The organism is Aminobacter aganoensis, from assembly GCF_014206975.1.
Taxonomy (GTDB): Bacteria; Pseudomonadota; Alphaproteobacteria; order Rhizobiales; family Rhizobiaceae; genus Aminobacter; species Aminobacter aganoensis.
This window is the reverse complement of the sequence record NZ_JACHOU010000001.1, coordinates 171,417-184,015: the sequence shown is the minus strand read 5'-3', so window position 1 is coordinate 184,015 and position 12,599 is coordinate 171,417. Positions and strand designations below refer to the sequence as shown.

At 64.8% G+C, this 12,599-nt stretch carries 7 protein-coding genes; 1 reads left to right on the top strand and 6 read right to left on the bottom strand.

Features of this window, described 5'->3' with window-relative positions:
- Positions 1-26 precede the first annotated feature (26 nt).
- The 6 genes from GGR00_RS00860 to tagH all read right to left on the bottom strand — a co-directional run bounded on the left by GGR00_RS00860 (position 27) and on the right by tagH (position 10,065).
- Positions 27-2,384, bottom strand: coding sequence for a M23 family metallopeptidase (locus GGR00_RS00860; protein WP_184697193.1), 2,358 nt, complete (start codon positions 2,382-2,384; stop codon positions 27-29).
- Positions 2,381-2,788: a DUF1036 domain-containing protein gene (locus tag GGR00_RS00855; RefSeq protein WP_246441250.1), complete on the bottom strand. Its 408-nt coding sequence runs from the start codon at positions 2,786-2,788 to the stop codon at positions 2,381-2,383. The genes GGR00_RS00860 and GGR00_RS00855 overlap by 4 nt, the downstream gene beginning before the upstream one ends.
- Positions 2,789-2,843: 55 nt before the next feature.
- Positions 2,844-3,611, bottom strand: coding sequence for a PP2C family protein-serine/threonine phosphatase (locus GGR00_RS00850; protein WP_184698027.1), 768 nt, complete (start codon positions 3,609-3,611; stop codon positions 2,844-2,846).
- A 120-nt stretch (positions 3,612-3,731) separates the two neighbouring features.
- Complete coding sequence (tssM, locus tag GGR00_RS00845; RefSeq protein ID WP_184697190.1) at positions 3,732-7,244, bottom strand: type VI secretion system membrane subunit TssM; 3,513 nt, start codon at positions 7,242-7,244, stop codon at positions 3,732-3,734.
- Positions 7,245-7,272: 28 nt separating this feature from the next.
- On the bottom strand, positions 7,273-8,775 hold the full coding sequence (tssL, locus tag GGR00_RS00840; RefSeq protein WP_184697187.1) for a type VI secretion system protein TssL, long form: 1,503 nt from the start codon (positions 8,773-8,775) through the stop codon (positions 7,273-7,275).
- 171 nt (positions 8,776-8,946) lie between these two features.
- Entirely contained in the window at positions 8,947-10,065 is a 1,119-nt protein-coding gene (gene tagH, locus GGR00_RS00835; protein ID WP_184697184.1) for a type VI secretion system-associated FHA domain protein TagH, read from the bottom strand.
- Positions 10,066-10,267: 202 nt separating this feature from the next.
- Between tagH and GGR00_RS00830 the strand changes: the two genes are divergently transcribed.
- Positions 10,268-12,595 carry a type VI secretion system Vgr family protein gene (locus GGR00_RS00830; protein ID WP_184697181.1) on the top strand — a complete coding sequence of 776 codons (2,328 nt, stop codon included), beginning with the start codon at positions 10,268-10,270 and terminating at the stop codon, positions 12,593-12,595.
- The last annotated feature ends 4 nt before the right edge of the window (positions 12,596-12,599 follow it).

Below are 12,599 nucleotides of genomic sequence, written 5' to 3'. Positions count from 1 at the left end.
GCAATCGCTGTAATGCACCATCGCGATCACAGCGTGGTTTCCACCGACGTCAGGGTCTTGGCGATTGCCTGCTTGTATTTCTCGAACTCGGGGGAGGTCTGTCGCACCTCTTGCGTCACCGCGGGTGCGGACGGCTGCGTGGCAATCGCCGGTGCACGGCCGGTCATCTTCTTTTCGGCCCAGGCAATGACGTAGTTGGCGTTCTTGCCGGTCAGGAAGGGATTGGCCTTGATCACGAGGACGCCCAGCACGTCGACCAGCATCGCATCGCCGGAGGCAGCGAGCACCTGATTGGCGCCTTCCATGCCGAGGAAATGGCACAGATAGAGACGACCGGCGGTGATCTGGTGGCCCCGCGCCTTGAGGTAGGCTTCACCCTCGCGCGCCAGGTTGCGCACCATTTCGCGCGAGATGGTCGGGTCGTAACGAAGTTCCAGCAGTTCGGCGGTGGACAAGGTGCTGGCCAGGTCTGGGCGGTAGGTGTTCATCATCCTGATCCAGGTCTTGGAGATGAATTGCCCGAGGCCGGTCGCCGACGACAGCGGGTTCTTGGCGCGGGCGCTGCCGCCGCTCTCGACATGGACGATGCGATTGGTCAGCACCTCGATGGCTAACTCGTCCGACGAGACCGTGCTCGCGGTGGCCGCGGCCACGGTGACGGTGACCGTGCCGAGCGGATCGATGGCCTGACCGTCCTGATAGAGTTCGAAATGCAGATGCGGGCCGGTCGACAGGCCGGTGGTGCCGATGTAGCCGATGACATCGCCTGCCTTGACGGTGGTTCCGACGCTGATGCCGTCGGCGAAGCGCTGCATGTGGGCATATCGGGTTTCGCGATTGTTGGCGTGCGAGATGCGGATGAGATTGCCGTAACCCTTGCCGTCGCCCTCGAACACGACCTGGCCGTCGAAGGCTGCGGCGATCGGCGTGCCGATGGGCGCTGCCCAGTCGACGCCCTTGTGGATGCGGACGGTCTTCAGGATCGGATGCTTGCGCGGCCCGAAGGTCGACGTCAGGACGCCATTGACCGGCGTGGCCATGCCGTTCGTCGTTGCCAGCGAGCGGACCTGGTCGTCACCTCCGATGCAGGAGAACTGTCCGTCGCTCTGCAGGAATACAAAGCATTCAAGCTTCTTGTCCGTGCCGTGAACGCCGACATACAGCACGCGACCGGCGACTCCGTCCTTGCCGCGTGCCGTTTCGGAATACAGGAGCACGAGGCGCTGATCTTCCGTTGCGAAGGCGTTCAGGTCCTGCCCGCGCGACAGGTACATGATGGCTTCGCCGAGCACGCCTGTGGGCACGTTGTTGCGCGCGGCCGTCGAATAGATGGCGTCGAGAAGGCGGTACTGTCGCTTCTGGGCTCCTGCCTGCGGGGCACCGGAATAGTTGAACAGGTCGTCGCGCACCCACGGGTCGACACCGGAGGCGAACTGGCCGGCAGAACTGCGGGCGAGGGTGCCGATGAACCTGTTCATGGCATAGACCGAGACCTGCATCAGCGCCATTGCCGACGCGCCACGTCGCGGCCTGAAGCCGCGCAAGGCGACGACATATCCGGGTTCGAGGTTTTCCAGCTTGAAAACCGCCTTGAGCGCGTCGTTGACCAGCTTCGCCTCGTCAGCGGCGAAATGCGCCTCGAGTGCCACGCTTTCGAGCGTGCGGTTGGTGAGTATCTTGACGAAGATGTCTTCGGTCGCCTCGAACCGCTCGGGTTCCGGTGTGACGGTTGCCACGCTGGTGTTGTTTTCGACGGCGGTCTTTTCGAACTCTGGCAGCGCTGCTTCGCCCTGGTCGATGGTTTCGCCCCAGCCCGCGGCGAGGTCTGAAGCGTCATCGCCTTCGGGCTCGATCTCATCGAGATCGGTCGTGGCCGGCGGTGCGGGCTGGACATCCACTTGCTGCCCTGCCGCCGGCTCGGCTACCGCCCGTTGCGCCTGGAAGAAGGCAAAATCCTCCTGTGTCGAGGGTATCGCCGTCATGAAGCGTTCGCTGGAGCTCAGCATGGTGTCGGAGAGATATTCGATCTTCGGCGAGATGCCGTCCTCGGTGAGATCGACCGGGCGGGCCATGGAGCGGCGCTTGGTCTCGCCCCCGGCCTCATGCGCCAGGTTGATCCACATCGGGTCGCCGGCGAGGTCGACGATGGCAGGCACATAGACGGCGGCGTCGGGCGGGACGATGTCGACGTCCTCTGTCGGCGCCAGATCGCCTTCATATTCGCCGGGCAGCCAATAGTCGGACGTGAAGTAGGCGGCCGAGGCGACGGCGAGCAGCAGCAAGATGCCTGCTGCGACCATCACCTTGAACTGGCGTTCACGCTTGCGGCGCGCCAGCCGCTCCTGCTTCTGCAGCTTGAAGCTGGCATCGATGCCGTGCGTCATGGCGAGCGCCCGGTGAGAAAGAAGGTCCAGCGCGCCTGGTCCAGCGTGTCGACTTCAAAGAACCGTGCGGCGATGTGGCCGCGCTGCCAGCACTCCTCGATGCCGCGCACGGTGAAGCGCTTGCGCTCGACGCACATGTCGGTGGAGCCGCTGAGGATCGCGTTGCCGAAGACATCGGTGGCGTAGATGTAGACGTAGCGGTTGGAGAGCTCGTCCCGGATGACGTTGACGCACTGGTTGGCGCCGATGGTCCACCAGCCGTCGGTCTGGAAGGCACTCTCCACCTGCTGGCCGACGGCAAGATTGACGACGTCGAGGGTCTGGTTGCAGACGGTGAACTCCGCGCGGGCGTCGGTCGGAGCGAACAGCAGTGACCATGCCGCCAGACATACCGCAACCAGCAACGCACGCCCTGTTGCGGCGCTGCGCTCGAATATGGTCGCGTCGTGTCGCTGGCCTCTATCGGCCTCCCGCCAAAGGTTCAGATGATGCACCGTCGGTCGCGCCCCGAATCCGCACTAGCACAATGGTGACGTTGTCCGTTCCGCCGCGCGCGAGCACTTTCGCGAGCAGGTCTTCGCAAGCTGCCTGGGGCATGGTCGACGCCACCGACGCTTCGATCTCGGCATCGGTCACATGTGCCGTGAGGCCATCGGTGCCGAGCACGAAGACGTCGTCGGGCCGGATTTCGCCCTGGCGAAAATCGACCGCGATGTCGTCGCTGACGCCGATGGCGCGGGTGATGACGTTGCGGCGCGGCCAGGTGCGCGCCTCGGCTTCGGTGATCGCGCCGCGGTCGAGCAGTTCCTGCACCTCGGTATGGTCGCGCGAAACCTGGGAGAGCTTGCCGTCGCGGACCAGATAGACGCGGCTGTCGCCCAGCCACAGGCAGGCGAATTTGCCGTCCATGACCAGCAGGGCGGCGACGGTGGAGCCGATGGTCGCGCCACGCTGGTCCGAGATGTCGCGGATGTCGGAATGCGCCTTGCGCAGGCGGTCCTCGAAACGGGCGCGCAGGTCGGGCGCCGAACTGGCGATGCCGATCGTGGCGAGATGTTCGATGATGGTGGCCGAGGCGACTTCGCCGGCATCGTGGCCGCCCATGCCGTCTGCGACGACCCACAGGCCGCTGCGCGGCTCCATCAGGTAGCTGTCTTCATTGATCTGGCGAACGCAGCCCTTGTGGCTTACGCCATAGCTTTCGAAGGGGAGGGCGACATTGTTCAACGGCCTCAAGCGCTTCTCGAGCGCCCCTCTGCGTTGCGTGGAAACGCTCGCACCGGCCAGTCTGCCACAGGGCCGGGCATTAGAGTATCGAAATCAACAGGCGGGTGTCGGTGCGCCGGGTCAAAGGCCTTTCGGACAGGTGAAGCCGGAGAAAGCAGGGAGCGAGAAGGGATTTCCCGGCGGGTTGACCTGGACCGTGTAGGCGACGTCGCGGCCGCCAATGACGAAGCGCAACTCCAGCTTGTCGCCGTTGAGGGTGGAGGTGCCGGCATCAAGCAGCCGCTTGAGGGCCCATGGCCCCTCGAATCTGAGGGCGGAGTCGCGGCCGGGCAACTCCGGCGTCAGGCTGAGATTGGCGGCGCCGGCGGCCTGGCTGCCGGGCCAGGTGACGGTGCCAGGGCTGCTGCCATTCTGGTAGCTCTGGACGACCTGGCCATTGACGTCGAGCAGCGCCATGTCGGCGTCGCCATGCAGCGAAAAGGGCGTAAAGGTGAGGTTCACGGCAGGCGTCGATCCGCCGAGCGGGAAGAACGTGTCGCGGATTTCCGAAGCCAGCTGGAACTGCTTCAGCGTCGATTTCGACAGGCCACGGCCGAGGCGCGACTCCTGTTTCCATTGCCACTCCTGGCCCGACATGTCGGCAAACGAGGCCAGGTTCTGGGCGAAGAAGCGGTCGAGGATGCCGCCCGGCGCGAAGAGGCGGGAAAAATCGGCGATGGGCACATCCTGCGTGCTGCCGCCGCCGAAAGGATAGCGGTTCGCAATGGCTTCCTCGCACGGACCACTGACCGCTTGCTCGAGCATCTGGCCGAGTTGCGCCAGCGACGTCTCGGCGACGTCGCCCTCGAAATCGTCGGCCACGGCGTGAACCATGCGCGCCAGCGTCCTGGGTAGGCGGGAGGCGTTTGCGCGAAGATTGGAGATCTGCAGCTGGAGGTTGGCATTGACGCGGTCGGCACGGGCAGGGGCTGCAGCCGACACCGTGAGGTTCTGGTAGATGGCATGGAAGTTCTGGATCAGCGCATCGATGGGGCGCTGGCCGGGACGGCCGTCGACGAGGAGCTGGAACGGCCGGAACTGGGCCTCGATGTTGGCGCCCGGCACCAGCGTCGGCGCATTGGCAAAGGCGGCTCCGGCACGGCTGCTCGATTTGCGGCCGGCTAGTTCGATACCGATACGCGAGAGCCCTTCGGCGCGGGCATCGACGTCAGCGGTACCGGTGGCACGGGTCAGCGCCGTTTCCCTGGCGATTGCCTCGAACAGTTGCGCAAGCGGGGAACTGGCCGAGCCGGCTGCGGAAAGGGCGAGATATTCGGGCTTGTCTTCCGACATGGGCCTGAATTTCAGCCTGTCGAGCGTGTCGTTCCATGTTCGCGCGAATTCGTTGCTGTAGCGCTCGAGCAGTTCGGGGCCGAGCCTGAGCAGTTCTTGCTCGACATCGCCTTGCTCGGCGCCGGCCCCAAGCACCCACTGCTCATCGGCCAGTTTCTGGGCGATGCCCGCCATCTGGTCGAGGTAAAAATCATTGAACCCGGCGAAGCCGTAGAGGCCGGGGATGCGAAGCGTGGACAGATCGCTGCCGTCGATCGTCTCGAAGACCAGCTTCGCTTCCGCTCCGCCCCTGGCTGCCACGGAGAAGTCGCTGAGTGCGGCCGTGGATGTGGCCGATGAAATCAGCGCGGAGGCGCGGTCGGCGACCGTCATGCGTCCAAGCGCGCGCTGGGCGGCCTCGACGACGGCGCGGTCGAGCTCGATCGACGGGTTGGTCCCGTCGTCGAGCGCCAGCATGGCGCGCAGGTGCTTTTCGAGGATGAGGCGGCCTTCGCGATTTTGCGGTCCGGGATAGCGGTTGCGCTCCCAATCGGCCTTCATCCACGAAACGATCTGTTCGTCGTCTGTCCTGGGGGCCTTGCCGCCGAGCATCAGGTAGATCTTGAGCGCTTCGTAAAGCGCCGTCGGATCGTTCATCCTCGCCTCCAGGGTCTGTTCGACACGCAGCAGCAACCGCGGGCGCAGCATCCTTTCCAAGGCCGCGCCATAGGCCGTTGCAGTTGCCGAATGCAGACGCGGGCGCTGGCTCATGCCCAGCATTTCCGCCGGCGGCGTCGGCTCGTCGCGGCTTTCGTAGCCGGCAGGCAGGTTGCGGACTTCCTCCAGGGCGTCGATGACGTTTTCGAGATCGGTGTCGGCGACCTCGTCGGCAGTCAAAAGCGCGCTGGCGGATGAACTATAGTTTTCCGCAGCCTGGCCGGTGGCTGCGATCAGCGACCTGTTGGCGGTGTAGCTCGCCCCCATGGCAGCGAGCCCGGCCGTTGCCAGCAAGGCAACGGCGCCGATTCCGGCGTAGCGGGAGAGCCTGGCGCGCCGGTCGGCGGCATCGTCGTGGGAAACCCAGCCGGCCTCTGCAAAGATGACCCTGGCAAGCAGGTCGTGCAGGAAGAAGCTCTTGCCGGTGCCCGACATCTGGCCGGTGGAGGCTGAGCCGAAGCTGCGGCCCATGGCGCCGAGCACACGATCGATGGGCGTGCCTTCCTGGGTGCCGGAGGAGAAATAGAAACCGCGCAGGACGGCACTGGACTGCCGCGCTGCCGGATCGAAAACGCGGACCAGGAAGTCAGTGACGCGCTGGCGCAGCGAACCGAACTGCGCGACAAAACCTGACACAGCAATGCGTGCGAGCGGGTCCGGTTCCTGTTGCAGAAGGTCCGGCACCTCCTCCGACAGACGCTTCACCAGCGCGTCGAATTCGGCAGGCGCTTCGCCGACCATGGGTTTGCGATCATCCGCTGCCTGGAAGGTGGCACCCCAGACCATCCGCCGCCGGTCTTCATCGAAGGCGCCGAAACACTCCATGAAGCCGGCAACCAGGTCGGCCTTGGTGAACAGGACGTAGATCGGATACCTGATCTTCAGGACCTCGCTGATTTCCTGCAGACGGTTGCCGATCTCGATGGCATGCGCGCCGGCATCCTGATCGCCGGGCGCCAGCAGATCGGACAGGCTGATGGCCACGATGATGCCGTTGATCGGTTGCCGGCCACGATGCTTCTTGAGCAGAGACAGGAACACCAGCCAGTCCTTCCGGTCGGCTTCGGCATCCGAGTCCTGCGTGGTGTAGCGGCCGGCGGTGTCGATCAGGACGGCATCGTCGGTGAACCACCAGTCGCAGTTTCGGGTGCCGCCGACACCGGGAACCGGCTGCGCCGTGCCGGAGACGGCGAGCGGAAATTTGAGGCCGGAATTGACCAGCGCGGTGGTCTTGCCGGCACCCGGCGGGCCGATGATGACGTACCAGGGCACTTCGTAGAGGAAGTTGCGCCTGCCGCTGGCACGCTTGAGCGTGGCGATTGCCTTGAGCATTCCGGTTTCGAGCAACCCTGCGTCGTCACCATAGGCGCGACCGCCCACGGCTGCCGCTTCGAGTGCCTTTTGGGCACTGCGTGCATGCAGACCGCGCAACAGATAGACGCCGCCAATCGCGATCACGATGACGCCGATGATGGCCAGCCGCAGCCAGTCGGAAGACAATGGACGGCTGCCGTCGAACACGATCAGCGGCCCGCCAAACCACACGGCCGCGCAAAGGCCGGCCAGTGCCAGCAAGCTCACGGTCCGCCATAGCCAGGCCGTCATGGGCGCCACCTGACATGACCGCCGGCGATCATGGCGTTTCCTCGCGCCGGAGCATGATGTCGACGCGACGGTTCAATGCCCGCCCGTCCGGCGTCGCGTTGTCGGCAATCGGCTGGTCCTCGCCCTTGCCCTCGGGGGTGAGGCGCGTTGCGTCGCCAAGTCCCGGCGCCAGCGCCTTGGCGACGGCCTCGGCACGAGCGACCGAGAGGTCGTAGTTGGACTTGAACGTGCCCGACTGGCGCGGTTTGACGTTGTCGGTATGGCCGACGACCCTGATGGCCCCTGGTTCCGCCGCCAAGGCGGCGGCAATACGGCTCGCCACAGGGGCGAACTCCGGCTTCGTGTCGGCCTTGCCGGTTTCGAAGAGCAGGGAATTGTTGATCTCGACGGTGATGTAGACGCCTTTCATCTCGACGGTCAGGCCACCGCTCTGGATGTCCTGCGCAAGAACCGCACGGACGCGGTCGATCTGGCCGCCCGTTGCCGCCGGGGCCACGGGCTCAACCGGCGCGACCGGCTGCGGTTCTTCGGCCACCGGGCCCAAACCCGCGCGCCGGATGGCGACTTGCGTCGTTGGGGTAAGAGCCAGGAGCTTGGCAGCGAGCGCATCGCCCTGGCTGGTGATGTCGCTGCGCATCCAGAAGAACGCGCCCGTCACCAAGGCCACGCCGGCAGCCGCAATCACCCAAAGCGGCAGCCGGGTCGGGCGCTTTCCCGCCATGGCAGCCATGCCCTGCCAGTGCGGAGAAATCTCGTCATCGGGGCGCGGCCTGAAATAGCGCAAGGCGTCATAAACGTCCTGGCGGACGGTTTCCAGACCGTCGGCTTCGCCTGCGGCGCTGCGGAAAGGCCCTTGAAAGCCGAGCGACAGACAGGCGTGCATGAGTTCGAGCAGGTCGCAGCGCTCCGCCGGGTCGGCGAGGATGGAATTGAGGGCCTCGAAGAAGCCGTTCCCTGGAGCTTCGATGCCATAGAACTGCTTCAGCAGGCTGTGCTGCGCCCATTGTTCCGGGCCGATCCCCGGCAGGTTGGCGATGACGTCGTCGGCTGTTTCGCAAAGTGCGTATCTGGCGATGTGGGCGTCCTCTTCGGCGACCCCTGCATCGGCCACTTTCCATTCGAATTCGTCGATGGACGTCGCGACATGCTGGGCCAACGAGGACGCATCGAGCTCGACGCTCGTCGACCTGAGATGGCCGAGCAACATCAGCAGCGGTGCCGCGGCCGCCATGATGGGGTTCGAGGCGACAAACTGGAGACCATCCACGGCATCGATCAGTGCATCCTGGGAAATGCCCGATTGCGCCGGCGGTTGGTCGTGCCTTGCGGGATGTCTCGCCGTCTCCGGTTTCACACTACCGAACGGCACGCCCTGAAAGATGACCGTACCGGCAGGAGGAGCGGCGTCGCCCGTGTAGATGATCGTCGGATCGGGAACGGAGCTCGGCTGATCCGGCCTTGGCGCGCGACGCGGCGATCCGCGAATAACGGTTCTGCCGTCGGAGCCGGAAGGATCGTCCTTCGAACTCATCGCCGATCACCCGTGGTTCGCACGACGCCCGGCCGCATGCCGTTGCACGTCGATGCCGCCGGCGCCGCCGGTCAATCAGCGCTGCTCGACCGGCCAACACCCGGAAGCATGGTAGTGCAAGGGCATGCCGATTGAAACCGGGGCACCGCAGGTACGGTGAACGGCGGCGCGCTACTTCTTGCCGGCGGACTTGGCGTAGGCCTCGCTGAAATAGGCGAGGAACACATCGAGCATGCCGTTCTCGTGTGCCTGTTCCCTGGCTTCCCATGTGGCGACGAACAGGTCCCAGGCCCGGCTCTTCTTCGAGACGAATGACGAGCCGGGGACCTTGCGCTCGATCGCATCGGGCGACAATTCGGAAAGCAGGCGGGCGAGGGCTGCCTGCATTGCCGCATAGGTGGCGAGTTCATGGGTCTTGAGGTCGCGAAACGCCTCGTCGACGCTGTGCTTGGCGTCGAGGTAGCCCGAGCGCCGCTGGGCGAACATGATCTCGAGGATTTCTTCCGAGCGCGGTATGAATTTCAGCGGATTGTTGTCGACGCCGCCGATCATGGTGCGCTGGCTGCTCTTTGCCAGGGCCTTGGCAGCCGCCCGTGCCTTGAGCAGCAGGGCAAGTTCATCGACGACGGCCCGCAGCACCGCACCGACCTCGGCGGCGACATCCCTGGCATCGCGCTGCAGGAAGACCTCTGGCGAGACCCCGGCGCCTGCTGCGATCAGCCGGAGCAGTTCATTGGCGTCGAGCTGGGGAGCATGGAGCGGGGGCTGGGCGACCTGCTGGGCCGGTGCGCGTGGCTGGGAGCGTGGTTGGCGTGCTGGCTGGACGGCGATGCCAGCCGCCCCTTGGCCATTGGCTGTGTCGGCGAAGAACGGGTCGGCGGCGTGCGACGGCTGGCGTGCGGGATGGCCGGGGGCTTCCCGCTGGGGTGGCGGAGCACCCCAGTCGCCCCATTCGTTGCCGGCAACGTGCGCGCCGCCTTCGTCGATCGAGACGGCGACGATGTAGCGGCCGATCCAGATGCGGTCGCCATGGCTGAGCGGATACGGATCGGAAAGGCGCTGGTCGGAACCGTTGACGAAGGTTCCGTTGCGCGACACGTCGTAGAGCCAGAACGTGCCCCTGTCGTAGCGGACTTCGCAATGCAGGCCGGAAATGAAAAGATTGGGATCGGGCAGGTTCCAGTCGCGGTTTTCACGGCCGATCGCGAAGCCGCGGCCATCGGAGCTGTAGCTCAGCGGCCCGCCATTGGGCAGCCTGTCGACATTCTCGATGGTCAGACTGATGAACATCCGAAATTGCCCGCCAACTCGACTGTTTCCGCCAGCCTCGTGCCAATTCACCCTTTTATTCTAGCAGTTTGCGACGACAACGGCACAGGGGCATTTCGCAGCCACCAGTCGAGCCCTTTCCGCGTGCCCGCTTTGGCCGGCCGAAAAACTTGTGCTAAGCTTCGAAGCTGAAGTCCGGCCGTCCCCGGAGAGGCACGACGCCATGGCTAAAGATCGCGCGACAGTGGTCCGGACTCCCCTTGGCGGCGACGCGCTGACTTTCACCCACCTCATCGGACGAGACGAGGTCAGCCGCTGTTTTTCGTACACGGTGGGCTTCGTCAGCAGCGACGCGGAGATCGATCCGCTGAAGATGCTGGGTGGCGCCGTGTCGGTCGAAGGCGAGTCCGAGCCGACGCGCTGGTTCAGCGGGCTCGTTTCGGATTTTCGCCAGACGCGGATCGAGGACCGGCTCGCCTATTATGAGGCGACCGTCCGGCCATGGCTGTGGTTCCTCGGCAATACCACCGACTGCCGCATCTTCCAGAACATGAGCATCATCGAAATCGTCGAGAAGATCTTCTCGAAGTACGGGGCGGCCAAGTTCGACAAGCGGCTGCAGGGATCGTATCCGCCGCGCGACTACTGCGTGCAATATGACGAGTCCGACCTCGATTTCGTGCAGCGGCTGCTCGAGCACGAAGGCGTCATGTACTTCTTCGAGCACGACGACGGCGAGCATAAGCTGATCCTGGCCGACGCCATGACCAAGCTCAAGCCGCCAAAAGGCTACGAGAAGGTGCCGTACCATTTCGAAGGGCAGGGCACGCGGCGCGACGTCGAATACATCACCGAGTGGATTCCCGGCAGTTCGGTGCGTCCGGGCGCCTATGCCCATACCGACTACGATTTCAAGAAGCCGGGTGCCGACCTGATGGCGAAGTCCGAGCAGGCCTTCGGGCACAAGCTCGCCGACGGCGAGAATTATCGCCAGCCGGGAACGCATCTCGATGTCGGCCGCGGCGACAGCATTGCCGCGGTGCGCCGCGAGGAATTGCAGGCGGTGCACCAGCGCATCGCCGCAGCCGGCACGGTGCGGGGGCTCTTTTCCGGCTGTACTTTCAAGCTCGACGGCTTTCCGCGGGAGGACCAGAACCAGGAATATCTGGTGCTGAGCGTCGAGTATCGGATCTTCGACCCGAGCTACCACACCGGGATCAAGACGGAAGGCGACAACTTCACCGTGGTTCTCGGCGTGGCGCCGGCAAGCCTGCCCTATCGGCCGCCGCGCATCACGCCGCGGCCGATCATGCGCGGGCCGCAGACGGCGACCGTGGTGGGGCCATCGGGCGAGGAGATTTTCACCGACGAGTATGCCCGGGTGAAGGTGCAGTTCCACTGGGACCGCCTGGGCAAAAAGGACCAGAACAGCTCCTGCTTCGTGCGGGTGTCGCAGACCTGGGCCGGCAGCGGCTGGGGCTTCATCCAGATCCCGCGCATCGGCCAGGAGGTGATCATCGACTTCATCGAAGGCGATCCCGACCTGCCGATCATCACCGGCCGTGTCTACAACGCCTCCCAGATGCCGCCTTACGGGCTGCCGGGCAATGCCACGCAATCAGGCTGGAAATCCGACTCATCGAAGGGCGGAGGCGGCTACAACGAGCTGATGTTCGAAGACAAGGTCGGCTCGGAGCTGGTCAATTTCCAGGCGCAGAAGGACCATAAGCTGCTGGTCAAGAACGACCGCACCAAGCTGGTGCAGCACGACCAGTCCGACCGGATCGATCACGACGCGAAGCATTCGGTCGGCCACAACCTGGATGAGGACGTCGGCAACAACAAGACGGTCAAGGTCGGCGTCGACCAGACCACGAACATCGGTTCGAACGACACCGAGACAGTGGGCTCCAACCGCTCGCTGACTGTCGGTTCGAACGAAACCATCGGCATTGGCGCCAACTCGACGGAAACGATCGGCGCCAACCATGCGCAGACGGTTGCCATTGCACAGGCCATCACCGTGGGGGCTGCGCGGGTCGACACCGTCGGGGCGAGCGAGACGCGCACGGTAGGGGCGGCACAGTCGAACACGATCGGCGCCAGCCGCTCGGTGAGCGTCGGCGCCGCGCAGAGCCATAGTATCGGTGCCGACGACAGTTGGCAGGTCGCGGGCAATCAGAGCGTACAGATCAGTGCCGATCAGACCTTCGAGATCGGTGGCGCGAAGTCGACGAGCATCGGCAAGGCCCGCAGCACCAAGATCGCCGACGGCGACACCACCGAGGTTGGTGGCGACCGTGCCCTGAAGATTGCCAAGGGCAGCCTGGTTCAGGTCGGCGAGTCTGGAGCCATCAAGATCGGCAAGGACCTTCTGATCGAGGCGGGCGACTCGATCGTCATCAAATGCGGCTCGGCGGCGATCTCGATGAAAAAGGACGGCACCATCAACATCGAGGGCAAGGACATCACCGTCCAGGGCTCGGGCAAGATCAACGTCAAGGCATCAAGCGACATCACGATGAAGGGTTCGGAGATCAAGCAGAACTAGGGCA